Source organism: Candidatus Midichloria mitochondrii IricVA (assembly GCF_000219355.1).
GTDB lineage: Bacteria > Pseudomonadota > Alphaproteobacteria > Rickettsiales > Midichloriaceae > Midichloria > Midichloria mitochondrii.
In genome coordinates this window covers 1023944-1044243 of sequence record NC_015722.1, presented here as the reverse complement: position 1 = coordinate 1044243, position 20300 = coordinate 1023944, and the positions used below count along the sequence as shown (strand labels likewise).

23 protein-coding genes and 1 pseudogene are annotated in these 20300 nt (G+C 36.8%); 14 read left to right on the top strand and 10 right to left on the bottom strand.

The window, feature by feature from the left end; all coding sequences use genetic code 11:
• Nucleotides 1–239 precede the first annotated feature (239 nt).
• Nucleotides 240–443, top strand: a complete 204-nt coding sequence (locus MIDI_RS05395; RefSeq protein WP_237697356.1) for a hypothetical protein — start codon at nucleotides 240–242, stop codon at nucleotides 441–443.
• Between the two features lie 100 nt (nucleotides 444–543).
• On the opposite strand, the gene MIDI_RS05390 is transcribed toward MIDI_RS05395, so the two are convergent.
• Nucleotides 544–951 carry a hypothetical protein gene (locus tag MIDI_RS05390; protein ID WP_148234174.1) on the bottom strand — a complete coding sequence of 136 codons (408 nt, stop codon included), beginning with the start codon at nucleotides 949–951 and terminating at the stop codon, nucleotides 544–546.
• A 1182-nt stretch (nucleotides 952–2133) separates the two neighbouring features.
• On the opposite strand from MIDI_RS05390, the gene MIDI_RS05385 reads away from it, so the two are divergent.
• From MIDI_RS05385 to MIDI_RS07480, 3 genes and pseudogenes are all read left to right on the top strand, one after another.
• Entirely contained in the window at nucleotides 2134–2640 is a 507-nt protein-coding gene (locus tag MIDI_RS05385) for a shikimate kinase (RefSeq protein WP_083809661.1), read from the top strand.
• A pseudogene (gene htpG, locus MIDI_RS05380) lies at nucleotides 2637–4512 on the top strand (molecular chaperone HtpG). Before MIDI_RS05385 ends, htpG begins: the two are co-directional and overlap by 4 nt.
• A gap of 1018 nt (nucleotides 4513–5530) precedes the next feature.
• Complete coding sequence (locus MIDI_RS07480; protein WP_160162291.1) at nucleotides 5531–5812, top strand: transposase; 282 nt, start codon at nucleotides 5531–5533, stop codon at nucleotides 5810–5812.
• Between the two features lie 168 nt (nucleotides 5813–5980).
• On the opposite strand, the gene MIDI_RS05370 is transcribed toward MIDI_RS07480, so the two are convergent.
• From MIDI_RS05370 to acpP, 4 genes are read right to left on the bottom strand one after another with little or no spacing between them, the layout of a single operon-like run.
• Nucleotides 5981–7186 (bottom strand): phosphoglycerate kinase, encoded by a 1206-nt coding sequence (locus tag MIDI_RS05370; protein ID WP_083809659.1) that lies wholly within the window; start codon nucleotides 7184–7186, stop codon nucleotides 5981–5983.
• On the bottom strand, nucleotides 7176–8198 hold the full coding sequence (gene gap / locus MIDI_RS05365) for a type I glyceraldehyde-3-phosphate dehydrogenase (protein ID WP_013951567.1): 1023 nt from the start codon (nucleotides 8196–8198) through the stop codon (nucleotides 7176–7178). Before gap ends, MIDI_RS05370 begins: the two co-directional genes overlap by 11 nt.
• Nucleotides 8199–8237: 39 nt before the next feature.
• Nucleotides 8238–9488: a beta-ketoacyl-ACP synthase II gene (gene fabF, locus MIDI_RS05360; RefSeq protein ID WP_041185540.1), complete on the bottom strand. Its 1251-nt coding sequence runs from the start codon at nucleotides 9486–9488 to the stop codon at nucleotides 8238–8240.
• Between the two features lie 10 nt (nucleotides 9489–9498).
• A complete protein-coding gene (gene acpP, locus MIDI_RS05355; protein WP_013951565.1) occupies nucleotides 9499–9822 on the bottom strand; it encodes an acyl carrier protein in 324 nt (107 codons plus the stop codon).
• A 162-nt stretch (nucleotides 9823–9984) separates the two neighbouring features.
• Here acpP and MIDI_RS06480 point away from each other — a divergent pair, with 162 nt between their 5' ends.
• Both MIDI_RS06480 and MIDI_RS05345 read left to right on the top strand, forming a co-directional pair.
• Complete coding sequence (locus tag MIDI_RS06480) at nucleotides 9985–10554, top strand: Smr/MutS family protein (RefSeq protein WP_052567732.1); 570 nt, start codon at nucleotides 9985–9987, stop codon at nucleotides 10552–10554.
• On the top strand, nucleotides 10538–11236 hold the full coding sequence (locus MIDI_RS05345) for a uroporphyrinogen-III synthase (RefSeq protein WP_013951563.1): 699 nt from the start codon (nucleotides 10538–10540) through the stop codon (nucleotides 11234–11236). The genes MIDI_RS06480 and MIDI_RS05345 overlap by 17 nt, the downstream gene beginning before the upstream one ends.
• Nucleotides 11237–11584: 348 nt before the next feature.
• On the opposite strand, the gene MIDI_RS08180 is transcribed toward MIDI_RS05345, so the two are convergent.
• The gene (locus MIDI_RS08180) at nucleotides 11585–11728 is read right to left on the bottom strand and encodes a hypothetical protein (protein WP_192805766.1); all 144 of its coding nucleotides are present in this window, start codon (nucleotides 11726–11728) and stop codon (nucleotides 11585–11587) included.
• On the bottom strand, nucleotides 11713–11841 hold the full coding sequence (locus MIDI_RS09890; RefSeq protein WP_272940954.1) for a hypothetical protein: 129 nt from the start codon (nucleotides 11839–11841) through the stop codon (nucleotides 11713–11715). Before MIDI_RS09890 ends, MIDI_RS08180 begins: the two co-directional genes overlap by 16 nt.
• Before the next feature lie 203 nt (nucleotides 11842–12044).
• Here MIDI_RS09890 and MIDI_RS08985 point away from each other — a divergent pair, with 203 nt between their 5' ends.
• The 7 genes from MIDI_RS08985 to MIDI_RS05320 all read left to right on the top strand — a co-directional run bounded on the left by MIDI_RS08985 (nucleotide 12045) and on the right by MIDI_RS05320 (nucleotide 16817).
• Nucleotides 12045–12359: a hypothetical protein gene (locus MIDI_RS08985; protein WP_041185539.1), complete on the top strand. Its 315-nt coding sequence runs from the start codon at nucleotides 12045–12047 to the stop codon at nucleotides 12357–12359.
• Between the two features lie 109 nt (nucleotides 12360–12468).
• The gene (gyrB, locus tag MIDI_RS05335; RefSeq protein ID WP_013951561.1) at nucleotides 12469–14904 is read left to right on the top strand and encodes a DNA topoisomerase (ATP-hydrolyzing) subunit B; all 2436 of its coding nucleotides are present in this window, start codon (nucleotides 12469–12471) and stop codon (nucleotides 14902–14904) included.
• Nucleotides 14905–14928: 24 nt separating this feature from the next.
• Entirely contained in the window at nucleotides 14929–15084 is a 156-nt protein-coding gene (locus MIDI_RS08740; RefSeq protein ID WP_013951560.1) for a hypothetical protein, read from the top strand.
• Between the two features lie 427 nt (nucleotides 15085–15511).
• On the top strand, nucleotides 15512–15673 hold the full coding sequence (locus tag MIDI_RS08735; RefSeq protein ID WP_013951558.1) for a hypothetical protein: 162 nt from the start codon (nucleotides 15512–15514) through the stop codon (nucleotides 15671–15673).
• A 276-nt stretch (nucleotides 15674–15949) separates the two neighbouring features.
• Nucleotides 15950–16249, top strand: coding sequence for a nucleoside/nucleotide kinase family protein (locus MIDI_RS06475; RefSeq protein WP_013951556.1), 300 nt, complete (start codon nucleotides 15950–15952; stop codon nucleotides 16247–16249).
• Complete coding sequence (locus tag MIDI_RS10460; RefSeq protein ID WP_052567731.1) at nucleotides 16239–16445, top strand: nucleoside/nucleotide kinase family protein; 207 nt, start codon at nucleotides 16239–16241, stop codon at nucleotides 16443–16445. The genes MIDI_RS06475 and MIDI_RS10460 overlap by 11 nt, the downstream gene beginning before the upstream one ends.
• A gap of 126 nt (nucleotides 16446–16571) precedes the next feature.
• Nucleotides 16572–16817: a hypothetical protein gene (locus MIDI_RS05320; RefSeq protein WP_041185538.1), complete on the top strand. Its 246-nt coding sequence runs from the start codon at nucleotides 16572–16574 to the stop codon at nucleotides 16815–16817.
• A gap of 309 nt (nucleotides 16818–17126) precedes the next feature.
• On the opposite strand, the gene MIDI_RS08730 is transcribed toward MIDI_RS05320, so the two are convergent.
• The 3 genes from MIDI_RS08730 to MIDI_RS05310 all read right to left on the bottom strand — a co-directional run bounded on the left by MIDI_RS08730 (nucleotide 17127) and on the right by MIDI_RS05310 (nucleotide 18435).
• Complete coding sequence (locus tag MIDI_RS08730; protein ID WP_160162290.1) at nucleotides 17127–17309, bottom strand: hypothetical protein; 183 nt, start codon at nucleotides 17307–17309, stop codon at nucleotides 17127–17129.
• Between the two features lie 114 nt (nucleotides 17310–17423).
• The gene (locus tag MIDI_RS08725) at nucleotides 17424–17564 is read right to left on the bottom strand and encodes a hypothetical protein (RefSeq protein ID WP_160162289.1); all 141 of its coding nucleotides are present in this window, start codon (nucleotides 17562–17564) and stop codon (nucleotides 17424–17426) included.
• A gap of 181 nt (nucleotides 17565–17745) precedes the next feature.
• Nucleotides 17746–18435: an SDR family NAD(P)-dependent oxidoreductase gene (locus tag MIDI_RS05310; RefSeq protein ID WP_013951553.1), complete on the bottom strand. Its 690-nt coding sequence runs from the start codon at nucleotides 18433–18435 to the stop codon at nucleotides 17746–17748.
• A 146-nt stretch (nucleotides 18436–18581) separates the two neighbouring features.
• On the opposite strand from MIDI_RS05310, the gene MIDI_RS05305 reads away from it, so the two are divergent.
• Nucleotides 18582–20300, top strand: a complete 1719-nt coding sequence (locus MIDI_RS05305; RefSeq protein ID WP_013951552.1) for a cation:proton antiporter domain-containing protein — start codon at nucleotides 18582–18584, stop codon at nucleotides 20298–20300.

Genomic DNA, 20300 nt, shown 5'->3' with positions numbered 1-20300 from the left:
TTGAGGTGAGTTTTAAAGAAATTATCTGATATGGTTCAAAGAAGCTGTGTTTTAACTTCTTCTTAGCTTTCTAGTTCCCTAAAGATTGCGCCTGATGAGCAAGTAGCTTTTTTTATAAAAACTTATCGATAATAAGTTGCCAGTCAGCGTTAAATCTCAAGAGTTGACAAGAAATATCTTATTTATTGAGGATTTACCTGAGGATTGGAAGCTGTATGGAAAAACAGGCTCTTGTTCTTATGTTAAAACCTGATGGATCACATGATGAAGATCACAAAAGTCGGTTGGTTTGTTGGATGGGTCCAAAAGGATCTTGTACTATAGTTTTTTCTCATTATATTGAAACAGAAATAAGCAAACAACCTTTGTTAGTAATCAAGCCAGAGAAAGCAAGAGAAAAATTAGTACATCTGATTAAGGAGGAAAATCGACCAGAGAGATAAGGTGTACTTGCGAGAGTACAAAATCAAAAACCTATTATAAAATTAAAAGGTCTTTAGTGTATAACACTAAAGACCTGAAGCTCAATTAAGGGACTTTTTATTAAAAATGTTCTGCTCCACCATCAAGTGACGCTTTATAATGAGCATCAAATTCACCATCTACTTTTCCTCCGTCATGCGCTTTGCTTCCAGTTGTACTGTAGTCAACATGCTCTTCTCCTTGATTATAGTGAAAAGTTTTTGTCGGGTTAGGTGCAAAAGACTCTAGTTGTTTATCTACCGGATTACCTTTATAGATTTCTTCAATTGAACTCTTAGATCTAGGATAGCAATATTGATATAAGCTACAAGCACCATAACCGGCTGCTGAAACTGCAGCAGCTCCAAGCGCTACCTTACTCACAATATGGTTGGCTGCTTTTTCTGCACCCGACTTTATAGCTTCCGCTGCACCTTTCATTATCTCAGTAGATCCCCACCTAGTATATGCTGCAACTGTCGCCGCCACTCCACCTACCGCGGTTGAGATATGCAGTACAGTTTTTGTCGAAGGGCAATAGCCATGTAAAGAACTCAAAACCCCCCCCTTTCTTAGACGTTTCTGCTGTCATTTTAACCTCCTATTTTGTTATTGATTATAATATTATTACTCTGTAGTGCCTACACCAGCAACACTAGCTAAACCATGATATAGTTCTACTGATGCTTCCGCGGCTGTAGAACTATTCCTCAATTCATTTCAATTATGCTCAGCTAAATTTTGCACAGTAGCTTCTCGCGTAATTTCTTCCTCCGAGGTGAGCCCCAAAGTATTTAATTTCATGTTTATCACTTGTAATTCATTCTCCAACTCCTGCAATCGATTAAACAGCCTTGCATTCTCATCTCATTTCTGGCAGACACCTGCTGCTCCTGTTGAGCTATAATACCTCACTACTTTAATTTGGCGCTTTTGAGTTATACTTAACGCTTTTAAGTATAACTTTATAAACGCAGTAATTTCAATGGGATAAAAATAAATTTTATCGTTATTTTACTGAATAAGATTCTTGTTAATATTCTGATGACAAGGGGTAAGTAGCTGAGTTACGTAGGACTTAGACGCTTGCACGTGCATTATAACTGCTGGGATTCGAGTATTATTTGTCATGCTATTAGAGGGTATGTCAATAAAAACTTAAAATAAGTGTAAAAAAATACAAATTTTGACAAATTCAGTTATAAAATCACTTTGCTGTTAGATTGAATATAGCATTCAGGGGGTAGCAGGATAATTGCATTTTGTATCTTGTCCTTCTATGTTGGTGGGCTTTTAAGTTACGATCTTAAGATGTTTGGTGTTGTTGCGAGTTTCATCTTATACTTAGTGCTGCCTTTTTTTTTATACGCCACAATGTAGTGCCTACCACAAAACCGTACTAGCCGGTCTAAAAGCTGTTGTTGAGTTTTATATTCCTCTTACTCAATCTATACAACCAAATAGACCGGCTACTTACTACTGGAATTTTTTGTACTATATTTTTGCTGCTACCGAGAATTAGCCGAAAAACCCCTTTCATATACCCACCAGATTTTTGTTGCAAAAAAGTATCATTTTAGATAAAGGTTTAATATGTAATCTATAATAAAAATCCTTTGATATAATTAAGTATAGTGAGTTTAAGAGAAGTATTAGATAAACCTATAGTGCTTGCAGGAATTATGGGGGAGTGGTAAGAGTACAGTGGGAAAGAAGCTTGCAAAAAGATTAAATTTGCAATCTTATGATAGTGATAAAGTTATAGAGGAGCGCGAGGGCTTATCTATTGTTGATGTCCACGACTTTAAAGGGGCTGAATATTTTCAAAAGCAAGAAAAGAAGGTCATTACTGAAATTTTGGGCTACGGGCAGTTAGTTCTATCTACTGGAGGAGGTAGCTTTGCCAATCCAGAAGTACGTGAGCTTATCAAATCTAAAGCTATAACTATATGGCTCTCTGCAAATCTAGATATCTTGTACGATAGAGTCAGTCGTCGTAATACGAGACCAGAGTTAAATTCTGGAGATAAAAAAGCGATATTGCAAAAAATGATCGATGATAGTAAAGACTTGGCTGCTCAAGCCGATATGATTGTCGAGAGCATCGAGCAAGACTCACATTATATAGTTGATATAATTATATCCAGACTGAAGAGACATTATAACATTTTATATTGAATATGGCTGTAAATACAATAAAAAAAGGCTTTACTGCAGAAGTAGATAAAGTTTTAAAGCTAGTTATACACTCAATATATACAAACAAGGATATCTTTTTGCGGGAGCTAATATCGAATGCTTCAGATGCATGCGATAAACTAAGGTATGAGGCGTTACACAATAGTGGTATATCGAGCGATCAAGAGCTAAAAATCACTGTTATCCTTGATAAGAGGAATGGTGTGTTGAGCATTAAAGACAACGGAATTGGAATGAACAGGGATGATTTAGTAAATAATCTCGGTACAATCGCTAATTCTGGTACCCAGAAGTTTTTAGAGCAAAATATTGCAAATAAAAAGAACTTGGAGTTAATAGGCCAATTTGGGGTGGGTTTTTATTCTGCTTTTATGGTCGCTGACCTAGTTACTGTTTACTCACGTAAAGCTAATACCGCGCAAACCTTCGTTTGGCAATCTACCGGAGAAAGTGGATATACAGTGGTAGCAGCTCCTAAGGAAAAGGAATTAGATAGCTCAGGTACGGTTATTGAATTAAAGTTAACTCCCGAGAGCCTAGAGCTTTTAGAAAAGTATAGAATACAGCATATAATCAAAACTTATTCAGATCATATAGCTTTTCCTATAGAACTAATTGATGAGGATGGGACTGCTACAATAGTGAATTCTTCAGCAGCTTTATGGTTAAAGGCAGCGGCTGCAGTAAGTAAAGAGCAGTATGAAGAGTTTTATCACCATATTAGCCATATGCCAGATAAACCATGGCTTATTCTACATAATAAAGTAGAAGGAAATTTAACTTACACTAATCTCCTATTTGTTCCAACAAATAAGCCTTTTGATCTTTTTAGGCCTCAAGCGAAATCAAGAGTGAAATTGTATATAAAAAGAGTTTTTATTACGGATGAAGGAATAAATCTTATTCCTCCTTATCTAAGGTTTTTATGCGGTATAATTGATTCAGAGGATTTGCCTTTGAATATCAGCCGGGAAACTCTGCAAAATAACCTCACTGTATCTAAAATTAGAAAATCTATCACTAAAAAAGTAGTAACTACTCTGCAAAAGAAAATTGATGAAGATAGGGAAGAGTATGAAAAATTTTGGTCCAATTTTGGTGAGGTATTAAAAGAAGGCTTATGTGAAGGAGCGTTTGAAGAGAAGGAACTATTATTAGATATATGCAGGTTTCATACATTACGATCCAAAGAGAAAACCATTAGTATTGCAGATTACTTGGTTAATATGGTAGAGGGTCAAGAGGAGATCTATTATATTATAGGCAATAATATAGAGACCTTAGCTAACCATCCACAGTTACAAGGTTTTAAAGAACGAAACATAGATGTAATCTTGCTTACAGATCACGTCGACGATTTTTGGGTAAGCGTTGTTAACCAGTATAAAAATTATGCTCTGAAATCTGTAATTAGCTCAGATATCGACTTAAATAAAATCCAACATATTGATAAAGAAGCAGAAAAAGCCGCAGGAAATGATATTAATGATCAAAAGATTATTAATTACATTAAGGGGGCGCTGCAAGATAAGATAAAAGATGTGAGGATATCCACTAAGTTAATAGATAATCCAGTATGTTTAGTAATCCCAGAAGGAGCAATGAATATTAGAATGGAAAAGATGTTAGTCGAGCAGAAGCAATTGAATAAGCGCTCATTAAAAATTATGGAAATCAATACTCGACACAATATTTTCAAAAAAACTCTCTGCTTATATTGATTCAGACTCTAGTAAGGCACTTAAGTTAACAAAATTGCTATTTAATCAGGCCTGTATTTTGGAAGGCGAAGTTATAGATAACCCTTATGAATTTGTGAATACTTTAAATTCTTTTTTAGAGGCATCTTAGGTTTTAAAGCGACTAGAAATTACTTAAGAGGAAAGGATAAATCTAATTTCTCAGTCTAGAGAAGGAGAGCGGATATGGATTACTATAGGATTTAAAGAGCCTTATAGAATTCTCAAAACATCTTGGATTGAAACAAGGATTGGCTCTATGCAGGCTATTAGTGGCGAAGATAGCATATATTTTCTGGAATTCACCGACAAACGAGGTTTAGAAGGTGAAATTGCGAGGCTTAAGCTGCAAGCAGCTATTGTTGCGGGTGCACCCTGTTCTATGAAGGGCAAATCGAATAGCGATTGTAATTCCATGCCATCGTATCACCATAGCAATGGCAAGCTTGGTGGGGATATAGTGGAGGTGAGTCACGTAAGCAGTGGCTGCTTGAGCATGAAATGAGATGTGTCTCTAGTAAATAGTTTAACGAACCCGAAAGTTAAGCAAATATAAAAAGAAGTGTACCCTCTTTATATCTAAGCTCTGATGCACGGAAGGCGCATATAACCACCTACTTTAAAGGCTAGATGCCCCGCTGGCGGGGCATCTAGAAAATCTTGCTAGAGGCTTTTTCAATTTTTTTATTTACTAAAGGTATATAGCTTTGACTAACTCGGTTGCTTATTTGCCATACTTTACACCCAAATTAAAATACTTAGCTGGATAAGCAACCGTAAAACCTTCGAAGCTGCTCACTCAATATACCATGCGTTTTGGATATAGGTAAGTTTTAAAGAAATTATCTGATATGGTTTCAAAGAAGCTGTGTAACCATTAAGTTCTTCTCAATTTCACGATAAATAAGAAAAGTGGTTTCCCTAGTAGAAATATTTTGTTTGATTGATGATTTTTGCAAGCGACAACTCACGTACCAAAGATCCTTAAGAAACTCGCAGAGACAAAGGGAACGAGAGTCTAGGATGATGCTTTCCGAAGTTATGACGATCCTCGTTTTGTTTCATTTGAGGCATTACCGGATTCAAAGATTTTTTACCTAAACTGTGTTCAAATCTCTCTCAGAGAGGAATTGCCGAAGCTTATCAGCTACAATCGCTTTGTTGAGCTGGATGCGAGACGCGGTCATCCCGTTGGTCATTCTGCTGAATTGCTGCAAAGGGAAACAAACAGGTACGTTGACTCAACAAAAAGCTGGAAGGTTTGTCATAACTTACGTATTAGCCGTAATAAGGTCTTTAAAGACATCACTCAGCGTGGGAAAACGTCGACCCCGGATGGTTCTTTGGCTTTAAGTGGTTCTCAGGGCTCTTGGCTTGTGTCTTCAAACCCAATATATCTAATGGGGAAATAGACTCACTGGCCTACTCCTTACGTCAAACTGTAGGTTTTTTTAATATTTTAATTTGAATAGAGTATAAAAAATACTGTACGAACAATCGTACTAGCCAAGGCTATATAGGGAGTGTACTATATCTCTTAGATATATAAATCAACAATTCTTAGAATTAAAGAAGGAAAATTACTTGGTTTCATTAAGTAATACACAAAGTCCTGGTAATTTTTTTCCTTCAAGTAGTTCAATAAAGGCTCCGCCAGCTGTCGAAATATAGCTGAAATATTCAGTTAGATGAGAGTTGTTAATTGCCGAGACCGTATCACCACCGCCTGCAATACTCTTAATCGCTCCTGTATGAGTTCTTGCGCCAATAAATCTTGCAATAGTGTCGGTTGCAAAAGCAAATCTTTTATCTTCAAAAACTCCTAATGGTCCGTTCCATACTACGACCTCGGAATTATAAATTGCTTGGCATATCAAGAAAGCACTACTTGGGCCGATATCAAATATCTTATCATCTGCCTGTATACTGCTTAAATTCTTTAGCTTCCAACTAACAGTATTCGATATACAAATGAAATCATCAGGCAATAATATCTCTGCTTTGCTTTTTTCTAAGATATTCTTTGCCTCTTCCAATAATTCATTTTCATAAAATGATTCTCCAATAGAGTAACCTTTTGCTTTTAAAAATGTATTGGCCATAGCTCCAACTATTGCGAGCTTATTCATCTTTTGGCTTAGGTTTGCTAGAATATGTAATTTGGTTGAAACTTTCTTGCCGCCAATTATCGCTAGTGATTGTTTATTGACATCCTCTACAACTAGAGTAAGATTTTTCACTTCATTTAAAAATAGAAAGCCAGCATATGAGGGTAAATGCGCAGCAATCCCAACAATTGAAGCGTGCGGCCTATGAGAGCAGGAAAATGCTTCATTTACATAAACATCTCCTAGAGAAGCAAGATCTAAGGCAAATTTTTTGTTGTTTAATTCCTCATTTTTGTTAAATCTTACATTTTCAAGTAACAAAATATCGCCCGCCTTCATTGACTCAATGATTTGTTTGGGTTCATGACCAGTATGTTGATAGCTAAATTTAACGTCTCGCCTTAAAATTTTTGTTAATTCCGATACTAAGAAAGCTAAAGAAAGAGCGGGATCAGTCTTGCCTTCTGGGCGCCCGAAATGTGTTACTAAAACTATCTTAGCCCTTTGTGCTTGTAGATAATTAATGGTCTGTAAAGAGCTCATAATTCTAGTGTAGTCAGAAATCTTTCCCTCTATAACCGGTATATTAAAGTCAACCCTTACAACAACGGTTTTGTCTACTAGCTTTCCCTCTAACTCTGCAATGCTTTTTATTATCATAGATAAATTAAATATCAAAAATTTTTGCTACATCAAGCATTCTACTTGAAAAGCCCCATTCGTTATCGTACCAAGCTACTACCCTACAGAAATTTCTGTTTACAACGCTTGTAAGAGTTGTATCAAAAATAGCACTGTACTTAGTATGATTGAAATCGCAAGAAACTAATTTCTCATCAGAAACAGCAAGTATAGTAGGAGATTGACTTATGGCTTGCTTCATTAAACTATTAATTTCATCCTTAGAAGTATTTTTAGTCGATAAAAATTTCAGATCTATCATAGAAACATTTGCCGTTGGAATCCTAATTGCGGCTCCGCCTAGTCTATCCTGTAATTCTGGTAGGACTACTCCTATTGACTTTGCAGCTCCAGTAGAAGCAGGTATAGCAGAAAGAAAGGCGGCTCTTGCTCTCCTCCTGTCAGTATGCTTGCCATCTAGTATTAATTGGTCATTGGTGGCTGCATGAATTGTAGTAACAAAGCCCGATTCGATGCCAAGTTCGTTATTTAAAATCTTTGCAATTGGTGCTAAACAATTTGTAGTGCATGAACCTATTGAAATAACTTTATGAGTAAATGGATCTAATGCTGTTTCATTGGCTCCCATAACTATTGTAGCATCAGCGCTATCATAGGGGGCCGACACAACAACTTTCTTGGCTCCAGATTTGAGGTGCGCATGAGCTTTTTTATCTTTACTGAAAGATCCGGTGCACTCTAAGACAACATCAACACCTAGTGCTAACCAATCTAGTTTTTCTATATTTCTTTCAAAAATCATTTTGATTCTATGCTGGTTGTCAACTAAAAAAGTTTCCTCATCTAAAATTTTGATTTCTACTTTGAACCTACCGTGTACTGAATCATATTTAAGGCTATGAATTCTATCTGCAATATTGGGGGTGCCGGCATTTACAGCCACTATATCGATTTCGTTAAAATAATACTTAAAACTTTCAAAGTATGCAGCGAGTATACATTTGCCTATGCGTCCAAAGCCATTTATCCCCAACCTTAATTTTTTCATTTTTTTGTTGAAATTGTGTTAATTAGTTCTTTTGCAAAATTATATTTTACAAAAGATCAGCGAGGCATTGGTACCACCAAAGCCAAATGAATTGGATAAAACTGCGTTAATTTTTTTCTCTTTTGCAACGTTTGGTACCAAGTCTATGTCACACCCCTCATCTGGATTGTCTAAGTTAATGGTAGGAGGAACTATTCCTTCACACATTGCTTTTATCGAAAAAATCGCTTCTACACTACCAGCAGCTCCAAGCAAGTGGCCGATAGCAGACTTAGTGGAGGACATAGAAATATTATATGCTGCTTCACCAAACAATCTCTTGACCGCAGATAATTCTACTATATCTCCAGCAGGAGTTGAGGTGCCGTGAGCATTTATGTAATCGATTTGATCGACGTTTAACTGTGCTTTTGTAAGCGCAATTTTCATAGCCCTATAACCACCATCACCATTCATATCAGGAGCGGTAATATGATAAGCATCCCCGCTCATGCCATATCCAATGACTTCGCTGTATACATTAGCACCACGCTTTTTTGCATGTTCATATTCTTCAAGCACCAGTATTCCCGATCCTTCTCCCATTACAAAACCATCTCGATCTCTATCCCAGGGTCTTGATGCTTTTTCTGGCTCATCGTTTCTTGTAGAAAGCGCTCTAGCTGCAGCAAAACCAGCAATACCAAGTCTACAAATGGCAGCTTCGGTTCCGCCACATACCATGACATCTGCATCACCATCGGCAATAATTCTTGCTGCATCACCAATAGCGTGTGAACCAGTGGCACAGGCAGTAACTACTGCATGATTAGGGCCCTTGAAGTTGCACATAATTGCCACATGTCCAGAAGCCAAATTTATGAGGCTTGCAGGGATGAAAAAAGGACTGATTCTTTTAGGTCCTTCATTATGTAAAGTGATAGAGTTTTGTTCGATAGCTACCAAACCCCCAATTCCAGAGCCAATTAAAACTCCGGTCCGATATCTTTCCTCATCATTAGAGGGCTCCCATCCTGAATCTTTAATGGCCTGCACAGAGGCCACTATGGCTAGATGAATAAATCTATCCATTTTTTTCTGCTCTTTTGCAGACACACACTGATTTAAATCTAAATCGCCGTTTGTGCCTACAATACCAGCAATTTTGACGGCTAAGTCGTCGGTCACGAACATTGGATCCGGAATCCGAGTGATACCAGATTTTCCATTAATCAAACCTTGCCAAGTAGCGCTCAAATCACTCCCGAGGGGAGTAACTGCACCCATACCAGTAACAACGACGCGTCTCATAACTAATCAATTAACCAACTCTTTTAGGCTGATCTTCCTTAGACTTGGGTCGACCTTCCTTAGGTTTTGGTGGATATTCCTGAGACGATTGATTAGATAATTGAGCTTCTATATAAGACACTGCATCTTGAACTGTTTTAATATTCTTAGCAGCTTCATCTGTAATATCAATCTCAAAATCTTTCTCCAAGGCCATAATTAACTCTACTACATCAAGGCTATCTGCCTTTAAATCCTCAACTAATTTGGCCTCCAAAGTTACTTTTTTTGGATCCTCTGGTTTTAAGCTTTTGGTTATTGCTTCTATGACTTTAGCTTTTATATCGCTACTCATATTTTACCTTTTTACGTTATTAAAAAAAAGCGACCAGAGCTAGATATCAATAAATCGTCTTGTTGTCAAAATGTTTATTATTAAAATGTTCGGAGTAGGAAATAAATTTTTAACAAAAATCGATTAACTCTGGTATCGCATTTTCATAATTTACACTATAAATTGGAAGCTAAAAATAAAATGTCATCAAAAAAATGGTTGCCTAATGATTTTGAAACAGAGTTTTGGCAAAAAGTAACAAAAGATATAAAGAAGCATAAGCAATCTAAACTTTTTATTAAAGAGCCAAATACGGAAAGGCCTGTGGTTATTACAAGAGAGTTACAACCTAGTCCTGATAGATATAATTACACTTCAAGAAATTTAGTGCTGGATGACGATAGTGATATAGATCATAGCACTGTGAAAGATATAAAAAGAGGGCGCTATCCAATGGATGCCAAGCTTGATTTACATGGCTATAATTTAGAAAATGCCTTGAGAGAACTGGAGCAATTCATCATTGCATCTTGGCAAAGTAAATTTAGATTAGTAGTAGTGATTACAGGCAAGGGCAGTGGTGGCGGTAGCATAAAAGATATGATAATTACTTGGCTGAATTATAAAAATATCCGCTCTTATATTTTAAGAGTGGGCACCGCTTCTCCCAAACATGGTGGTACGGGAGCATTTTATGTGTTATTAAAACGTAATCGAAAAAAAAAGGTACCTACAAATGATACTAATAACTAGGCAACGGAACTTTGCTGCACAGACTTCTACTAAACTCGAGCAATTGGGTTATAAAGTATTAAATCTTCCTATGCTACATATTAGCTATATGTATAAAGAGATAGTAGATAATGATTACGATTTAATTGTTATGACTAGTCAAAATTCGGTTTATGCTAGCGGCCATATTGACTGGTTAAAGAATAAAAAGGTTTATGCAGTTGGCTCAGAAACAGCTAATCTATTACAGGAATCAGGCTATAAAAACATAATTTTCTGCCAAGAATCCTCTCAAAATAGTGACACTCTTATTAGTCTTATTAAAAAAAATGAGCAAGCCGGAGTGAAAATTTTATATATTTCTGGAGCTGACATTGCAGGCAATATAGAAAAACAGTTGTTGGACGCCGGTTACCTAATAAAAAGGGAGGTAGTGTATAAATCCATGCTAACTGAAAATTTATCTGAACAGGCTATTAGTTCGATTAACGATTTGATTAAGCTGGTGCTTTTTTATTCCCCTAGTACTGCCTCAGCTTTTTCTAATTTGGCTAAGAAATATAAAATAAATTTATCGGCGAAATCAGCAGTTTGTATTAGTGAAAAAACTGCAGCAAAATTAAATAAGGATGAGTGGGGAAAAATTATAATAGCTAAAATTAGCAGTGAGGCTTCAATCATCGAGGCAATGATTACAGCGTGAGTAACAGGCATTGCCTAATATTTATGGATAGGAGTTTCAAATCCAGCAAATGCCTATGGAAGAAGAGGGTAAGAGTAGCGCAAAGCATCCTCAGGAATTTGCTATAGCGCTCTGTTCTCCGATTAAAACTAGCTAGATAATGCCTCTTAAAGAATTCTTTGATTCTACAAATGAGGTCCTAGCCTTTGTTTTGTGATGGTGCGTGGAGATTTTATAGTATTCATAAACGCTGTAATCATCTGTACATGCTCAATTTATAACGTTCTTCCAAGCCTAAATGACAGGTTCATGTAGGGTTGCCTTGCTCCCGTCACCTACTCAAAATCAATAATTTCACCCGCTCCTCTATCAACAGCAATCCATATAAAGGTGTACTCCCACTTCCATTCTTTGGTCTTTTTTTATATATGTGCACAGCTCGTCAATCTCTAGGACCTCGATATCCTTAAGTGACTTTGTGCTGTTGCAGCTCTTATCTAACTTTTCTTGCACATAGCGTCCCCCCGTCCTTCGATCCATGAAGATATTTGGCTGTTATGGATTCCAGTCAGTCTCTCTATCGTCCTAATTCCACAGTCCTCAAGGTTAGGTTTTAGGTCTATCATTCATCGTGTATTCTGCCGCTTATCACCTCTCGGTAATTCTTTTTGCAATTCTTGCATCTTATACCTCTGCTGTCCCTATACCACGCCATTCTTCACCTGCTCGCTAGAGCCGCAATATTTACACTCGATTGTCATTTCTACTCCACCCATTCTACTACGAAGATATCGTACCCTCTTATTGTGCCGTCTATAATTACCAGGCATTGCCGATTTTTGGTACACTTATAATAACCGGAACTATTGATGTGATTATTTATGGTAAATATTACCTACAATATGAGGATGGGGTTTTAATTCAGGCTTTTGTTGATGATTCAATGGGATTGATACCGTTGCTAGTACGTGGTTCTGGTAAAATTGGTTGCAGAGATAGTGAATCGCGCAGCGCTCCAATCATCACTTATCCAGAGGTTAAGTTCTGTATATACGACGATCTTGGAATAATGAATGACGTTGAAAATGTTCTGTATTACTTAAGCGACCGAGATCACTTCTCGCGTAATCAGCTGGCACAATAGAGCGCTCTTTCTAAGCCACTTTGTGTAAACTAAACCAAAAAGCTTGATCAACTGGCATTATTATGTTAGTGTTTCGCCTCGTATATGGTGTGTTTAAATTAGTATTTATATGGCAACTTCTGGATCTTCTAAAAAAAATCATTTAACAAATAATGAATATGGTGCTCATTCGATAAAGGTGCTTAAAGGGCTTGAAGCTGTGAGAAAAAGGCCGGGGATGTATATTGGTGATACAGATGATGGCTCAGGCCTACATCACATGGTTAAAGAGGTAGTTGATAATGCTATAGATGAAGCTCTGCAAGGCTTTTGTAGATTTATTTATGTGGCAATTAATCCAGATGGCTCTGTGACAGTAGTGGATGATGGGCGTGGAATTCCAACAGATATTCATCCTGAAGAAGGAGTTTCGGCAGCTGAAGTTATTATGACGCAGTTACATGCCGGTGGCAAATTTGATACTAACTCTTATAAAGTTTCAGGGGGGCTGCACGGTGTCGGTGTCTCTGTGGTTAATGCATTGTCGAAATGGTTAAAGCTAAGAATTTGGCGTGATGGTAAAGAGCATTTTGTTAAATTTGTTGATGGTGTTGCCGTTAAGTCTTTAGAAGTTGTTGGTGACGCTGGCGGTAAGAGAGGAACGGAAGTAACATTTTTGCCTTCTAGTGAAATTTTTACTACAACAGAATTTAGCTTTTCCGCCCTAGAGCATAGATTAAAAGAATTATCTTTCTTAAATTCTGGAGTGCGGATAAAAATAGAAGACTTGAGAGCAGAACCACCTAAAAGCTCAGAGTTTTATTTTGAGGGCGGAGTCAAAGAATTTGTCCACGATTTAGATAAATCTAAAAAAGCTGTGAGTAAAATTATTTACATGTCAGGGAGTGACAAAGATATTTCGGCAGAGCTTGCCTTGCAGTGGAATGATAGTTATCATGAGAATATGCTTTGTTTTACTAACAATATTAGACAAAGCGATGGGGGGACTCACCTTGCAGGTTTTAGAGCAGCAATAACTCGCAGCTTCAATAGTTATGTTGAGCGAATGCCAAGTTTTAAAAAACAAAAACTTTCAATAGCACCAGAAGATATAAGAGAAGGTCTGACTTGTGTACTTTCGGCAAAAGTGCCCGACCCTAAATTTTCTTCGCAAACTAAGGATAAATTAGTGAGCAGTGAAGTCAGGCCTGTTGTTGAGAGTATAGTTTTCGACAATTTATCAAAGTGGCTTGAAGAAAATCCAAATGAAGCCAAAACTATTGTAGCCAAAATTATAGAGGCAAGCGCCGCAAGAGAAGCAGCTCGAAAAGCCAGGGAACTCAAAAGGCAAAAAAGTGATCTCGATATGGCAAATCTTCCTGGCAAATTAGCAAATTGCCAGGAAAAAATTCCAGAAATATGCGAGCTCTTCCTTGTAGAAGGGGATTCTGCTGGAGGTTCTGCCAAACAAGCGCGTGATAGAAGAATCCAGGCTATATTACCTTTAAAGGGTAAAATTTTGAATGTAGAACGTGCAAGGTTTAATAAAATGCTTAGTTCTGCTGAAATAGGAACCTTGATTACAGCGATAGGTACTAGCATTGGAGATAACAAATTCGATATAGATAAGCTACGGTATCATAAGATTATTATTATGGCAGATGCTGATGTTGATGGGGCCCATATTAGAACACTGCTGCTAACTTTCTTTTATCGCTATATGCCAGAACTTATAGAGCGCGGATATCTATATATAGCGCAGCCGCCACTTTATAAAGTAAAAAAAGGACAAACCAGTCTGTATTTGAAAGATGAAGAGGTGTTGCAGCAATATTTAGTAAAAATTGCTTTAGAGAATGCAACAATAGAAGCAAATAATAAGACTTATAGTGGCTCAGCATTGAAAGAGATACTAAACAATGCTTTAAAGTTTGTTGAGTTGTTAAACTCAAATACAAAGGGCATCCCTAGTTATATCTTAGAAGCTGCAGCTTTAGCTGCAGCTGAATTTTTTAATTCTCAACAAGAAATTATTTCTAATCCTGACAAGGTTGCTGAGGCAATAAGAAATAAAATTAACTTAAGCGAACTTACTGCTGAGCCAATTTGGGAGTACACCCTTTTAGAAGAGCAAATTAAGTTGATACGCACTTATAGAGGAGTATCTGAGGAATTTGTATTGAATAATGACTATATACTCTCGTCCCATTTTAAGAAATTGTCTGCTTTAGCCTTTAAACTTAAAGTTATTGTAGAGGGGGGGGCCGCGTTGCATATCGGTAACTCGATAACAAGATGTTTTACCATACTAGAAATTGTTGGGATAATGCTATCCTCTGCAAGGAGAGGTTTATATATACAACGCTTTAAAGGTTTAGGAGAAATGAATCCTGATCAGTTATGGGAGACCACCTTAGACCCTGTCAACCGAACTCTATTACAGGTTAGGGTTGAGGACGCTACTGAAGCTGATTCGGTATTTTCAACTTTAATGGGCGACATCGTCGAGCCGAGAAGGGAGTTTATTCAGAAAAATGCTTTGAGTGTAGCAAATCTTGATGCATAATTTCATTTAAATTTTAAAGCTTATATGAGTAATGTAGGACAGGAATCTTTTAATAGCGAGGCACAAGAGAATTTAGCGGGTTATGCAGCAAATGCGATTACTGCAATCGTTGCAGTTTTTTCTGCAAGGCTTGGTTTTACAAAAAGCGGGATTGCTTTCAGTACTAATTCATACGCTTAAGTTTAGTATTTGGGGAGAACCCCTTATAATTAAAAGCAGCGAAGAAACAGCTCTAAATCTTCTTGGAAATGATGTAGTGAAGGTGTTGGCAATGCTGCCTGTGTGACAACCGCAATAAAAGGTAACCTTTTTTCTAATATAAGAAGAAGCTTTAGTATACAGAACAAAAATGGCATTGTTGCCTACAGCTGTTTGCTTCATTTCAGTAGATCCTTGCCTCAGCGGCGAAAAGTATATACCTAGGGCAAGAAACAGACCCTCCATGGGGATTTGAGACTTCTATAATAAAACTATGCTGGAAGCGTTGTTTAAAATATGTTGGGCAGGTGATGTCTTTTAAGAATACTACAGGAATTTAAGAATTCTAATACGATTTCTGGCCAGTGTATAATAGGTTTTACAGGCCATACACTCAGGCAATTATTTTATGAAGCGGCAAAATTCTTTTAACCATAATACTTATGAAGTTAATACTTGGAATGTTATCAAAGAGGGCATAGGAGGAGGTTTAGCAATGGGCTTTTTAAGAGAGAGTGCATTTGATCCTTTATCAAGGAGTCGACTTTACAGGTTTTTACTTCCGTTTTGATTGCTGAGTCTATTGAAGAAGTATTGAGATCCATAGACCATTTATATTGATTTATTTGTTAATACTACCCAACAATCGGAGCTTACTGAATTTGTAGTTATACTTTATCTACTAGAAGCACACTAGATACGCCTGCTCCTTGACTTGGTTGAGGAATTTTTTATATAAATTACAAAAACTTATGGTATCTACACACTATGCCGCACAGAAAAGTTATAGGTATTGCAGGTCCAGCAGCTTCAGGCGAAAGCTTATTAGCAAATAGCTTACTTAGCAATGCTCCTCCAAGAGCAAGTTGTAGTAGTAATTAATGCTGATGACTATTATAAGGATCATTCTAAGTTATCAATTGAAGAAAGAGCAAAAATGAACTATGACCACCCCAGATCTATTGATAATGATCCACTAGTTAGGCAGATTAAAGAGTTGGTTTTAGGCAAGCCCATTAATATGCCAAGGTATGATTATATAACTCATAGTAGAAAAAAAGAAACGACCTTGGTGGATTCTCATCAAATAGTAGTCTTAGATTTAACGTTGGCCGTAAAAGAAGTTAGGCAGCTTTATGAATATTAAGATATATGTTGATACTCCGCTATATATATGTCTTATGAGACGCATAAAAAGGGATGTTTTAGAGCGTGGACGTGATATTAAACAAATTTTAGATCAGTATAATACTCAATGTCCGCCCCATGTTTTTAAAAATACATTGAGCCAAGTAAGAAAGATGCCCATGTCATTGTGCCTCGTGGCGGTAAAAATAAAGTAGCTTTAGACATGATCAAGTCTAGAGCAAACGAGCTATTAATGAATAGCGCTCTCAATAAAGCTTCTGTATCAAATAAAGTGCTCTAGCGAGAAGAGTAATAACTGAAGAGCTTAATAGGAGGATTTCTTGGCTTGTAACCCTTGCGAAGCAGGGGATTTTAATAACGATACTCAGCTACCCAAATACTGTTTCGGTGTTATTGAATACATATATACCCATAATACTACCGAACCTGTAATAACTACAACTTCTCATTATGATCCTTCATCAAGCAATCAGAATTTTGGTGCTATTATAAGTAGTGTTATCGGAGGAGTTGCGGCCAATAATATCCATTCTAGGAAACGTGGAATATATAAATATACTTATTAAAATAAGGCACTGCCTAATATTTATAGATAGAAGTTTCAAATCCAGCAAATGCCTATGGAAGAAGAGGGTGAGAGTAGCGCAAAGCATCCTCAGGGGTTTGCTATAGCGCTTCGTTCTTCGATTAAAACTAGCTAGATAATGCCTCTTAAAGAATTCTTTGATTCTACCAATGGGGTCTCAGCCTTTGTTTTGTGATGGTGCGTGGAGATTTTTATAGTATTCATAAACGCTGTAATCATCTGTACATGCTCAATTTATAACGTTCCTCAAAGCCTAAATGACAAGTTCAGGTGGGTTGCCTTACTCCCGTCACCTACCTTCAAAATCAATAATTTCACCCGCTCCTCTATCAACAGTAATCCATATAAAGGTGTACCCCACTTCCATTCTTTGGTCTTTTTTTATATATGTGCACAGCTCGTCAATCTCTAGGACCTCGATATCCTTAAGTGACTTTGTGCTGTTGCAGCTCTTATCTAACTTTTCTTGCACATAGCGTCCCCCCGTCCTTCGATCCATGAAGATATTTGGCTGTTATGGATTCCAGTCAGTCTCTCTTATCGTCCTAATTCCACACTCCTCAAGGTTAGGTTTTAGGTCTATCATTCATAGTGTATTTCTGTCGCTTATTACCTTCTCGGTAATTCTTTTTGCAATTCTTGTACCTGTATTACCTCTTGCTGTCCACAATGTACCACACCATTCTTCACCTGCTCGAGAGCCACAATATTTACACTTAATTGTCATTTCTACTCCCGTCTTATTACGAAGATATCATACCATCTTATTGCCGTCTATAATTACTAGGCAATGCCTAAAATAAGTAAAAACTTTCCTTGGCTAAAAGAGAGAAGCACTCTAGTCTCTCCGCCCGGGGCGCAGCTAGCGAATCTATCATCCATCAAACATCAGCGAGCTGTACTCCCTCTTAGTTTTCTAAAAATATTATATTTCCCACCAGGTTTTCGTTCTGGATTAAATAATAAATTGTGTCTAGAAGATTCTTTTCAGATACATTTTTCTTAAGCAGGGAGTATTGTATTGCTTTATTAAAGTTTTCTTCAGATTGTTTAGGATTTTTTACAGTATGCCCTAAAGCAATTCCGTTGACTCTAATAGTTGGAGCTAGGTTTTTCGCGGCAATTTTAGTAAAATGAGCCAATGCATTTTTAGTGATATTATAAGAAATAAAGTTGCTTGGTATATTTTTGATTTCACAATCTAATATATTAATAATGTTGGGATTAGATACATTCACTGACTTTTTCACGAATGCTTTAGTTAATAACATTGGGGCGATTAAGTTGATTTTTAATTTATTTGCAATATCTTCATAAAAAAAATTATTTATATTGTCATTTTCGAAGCTGGAGGCATTATTGATCAGTAGATCAAGGTTATCTTGTTGTATTAAATGCTCTATATTATCTAAATTTCTAAAATCACAATGCAATAACTCTGCTTTGATACCGCTTTTTTCTACGGTTCTTTTTAGTTCTTCAGCTTCTGCTTTTGAAGAATTATAGTGTAAGAGTAGGTCCCAGCCATTTTGAGCAAGATTTAATGAAATAATTTTCCCTATTCTTTTTGCAGCTCCGGTGATTAAAGCTATTGGCATACAAATAATAATTATTTTTTATTAGATTTATAATTTGCAAAAAGTTAAAATGCAATGTAGTCAACTATAGAACAATGATATAGATTTTACTCAAGTAAATATTAGTTGATACAATAAATTTTATAGGTTGAAGATTTTAAAAGGGCATGCACGATACTGGATACTTACCTGATGTACTTATACTGCTACTAGTTTCTATAATAACCGTAGTGTTATTGAGAAAGTTCAGAACAAGCCCGGTTCTCGGTTATCTTGTAGTAGGCGCCATAATCGGCTCTAATGGTTTAGATTTAATAAAAGAGCCAGGTTATACAACTGCCCTTGGTGAATTCGGGGTGGTTTTTCTTTTATTTGTAATAGGGCTGGAACTCACATTTGAGCGTTTAATAAAAATGAGAGTACTAGTTTTTGGTTTTGGTGGACTACAGCTTCTTTTAACAGCCTTAGTTTTTTATTTGGCATATCTAGTTATTGATCACTATATAGATACAGAACTACCGCAGACTATGGTAATTGTGATCTCCCTAGCTCTTGCTCTTTCTTCTACGGCTATAGTATTGCAGGTTTTAGCTGAAAATGGAACTCAATCTAGCCCAATTGGAAGACTATCTCTAGCTGTGCTTTTGATGCAGGATTTTGCTGTTGTTCCATTGCTTGCAATTATTCCTATTCTAAATCAGGGCAACGACATGTTATTAACAATAGGATGGGCAAGTCTTAAAGCTTTGGGCGCAATTATTGCAATTACTTTATTTGGCAGGTGGTGCTTAAGACCTTTTTTCTCATTAATTGCTTCGGTAAAAACAGACGAAGTGTATGTAACAACTACTCTATTGATAGTACTTGGAGCTGCTTGGACAACTAGCCAATTAGGTCTTTCTACAGCCATGGGAGCATTTCTTGCGGGAATCCTAATCGCTGAAACGGAATATAGAAATAGGGTTGAAGATAGCATAATTCCCTTTCAAGGTTTATTTATGAGCTTGTTCTTCATAACAGTTGGGATGTCAATAGATTGGCGTTTTATCATGTCTCAGTGGAGCGATATTTTAGTTCTTTCTGCTGGCATCATTTTAATAAAAGCGTTGGTGATATTTATTCTGTGTAATTTTTTTGGTTATCAACGGGGCGAATCTATAAATGCATCTTTATTACTTTCGCAAGGTGGAGAATTTGCTTTCATTTTATTTAATATAGCCGTAAGTCAAGGTGTAATAACTCATGACTTAGCTCAGTTTTTATTTATGGTGGTTGCGGTTACTATGGCCGTCACTCCACTACTTTCAATTATTGGTACTAAAATAGAAGATATATTAGACAACGGTTTGGCTTCTCACCAATTGCAAGAATTAAGAGGAATAGGTGATTTAAGCGAGCATGTCATATTAGCGGGCTTCGGTAGGGTAGGAAGAGTTGTCGCATATATGCTTGAACAAGAACAGATCAACTATGTGGCCGTTGATAGCAATGCCTCTCTTGCAAAACAAGCAAGAGAGGACGGATTCCCAGTTTATCATGGTAACCTAGCAGATCTTGATACACTAAATGCTGTTGGAGCCAAGCAAGCTGCTGCAATTATACTTAGTATGAGCGATAAAATATCAGTCAGAAAAGCAGTGAAAGTGATTTCTTTAGAATTCAGTAGCTTACCCATTATTACTAGGGCTGAAGACTTAAGACATAGTAGAAACTTAAAGAAAATGGGAGCAGAAATGACCGTGCCTACTACAATCGAGACGGGTTTGCAGCTTGGTGGTGTTGCGTTAAAGAACCTTGGTATAGTTGAGCACGCCATTCTTTCAATAAAAGAAAAGATTAGGAAAAATAATTATACATTAGTAGAAGAAATGGAACTATTTAGATAG

Coding starts and splice junctions, on each gene's coding strand:
- MIDI_RS09890 (WP_272940954.1), bottom strand. CDS start 11,841: ATGATAGACCTAAAACCTAACCTTGAGGACTGTGGAATTAGGACGATA.
- MIDI_RS06475 (WP_013951556.1), top strand. CDS start 15,950: ATGCTCCTCCAAGAGCAAGTTGTAGTAGTAATTAATGCTGATGACTAT.
- MIDI_RS05310 (WP_013951553.1), bottom strand. CDS start 18,435: ATGCCAATAGCTTTAATCACCGGAGCTGCAAAAAGAATAGGGAAAATT.
- acpP (WP_013951565.1), bottom strand. CDS start 9,822: ATGAGTAGCGATATAAAAGCTAAAGTCATAGAAGCAATAACCAAAAGC.
- gap (WP_013951567.1), bottom strand. CDS start 8,198: ATGAAAAAATTAAGGTTGGGGATAAATGGCTTTGGACGCATAGGCAAA.
- gyrB (WP_013951561.1), top strand. CDS start 12,469: ATGGCAACTTCTGGATCTTCTAAAAAAAATCATTTAACAAATAATGAA.
- MIDI_RS08735 (WP_013951558.1), top strand. CDS start 15,512: ATGAAGCGGCAAAATTCTTTTAACCATAATACTTATGAAGTTAATACT.
- MIDI_RS05345 (WP_013951563.1), top strand. CDS start 10,538: ATGATACTAATAACTAGGCAACGGAACTTTGCTGCACAGACTTCTACT.
- MIDI_RS05395 (WP_237697356.1), top strand. CDS start 240: ATGTTAAAACCTGATGGATCACATGATGAAGATCACAAAAGTCGGTTG.
- MIDI_RS08740 (WP_013951560.1), top strand. CDS start 14,929: ATGAGTAATGTAGGACAGGAATCTTTTAATAGCGAGGCACAAGAGAAT.
- fabF (WP_041185540.1), bottom strand. CDS start 9,488: ATGAGACGCGTCGTTGTTACTGGTATGGGTGCAGTTACTCCCCTCGGG.
- MIDI_RS05305 (WP_013951552.1), top strand. CDS start 18,582: ATGCACGATACTGGATACTTACCTGATGTACTTATACTGCTACTAGTT.
- MIDI_RS08725 (WP_160162289.1), bottom strand. CDS start 17,564: ATGACAATTAAGTGTAAATATTGTGGCTCTCGAGCAGGTGAAGAATGG.
- MIDI_RS10460 (WP_052567731.1), top strand. CDS start 16,239: ATGAATATTAAGATATATGTTGATACTCCGCTATATATATGTCTTATG.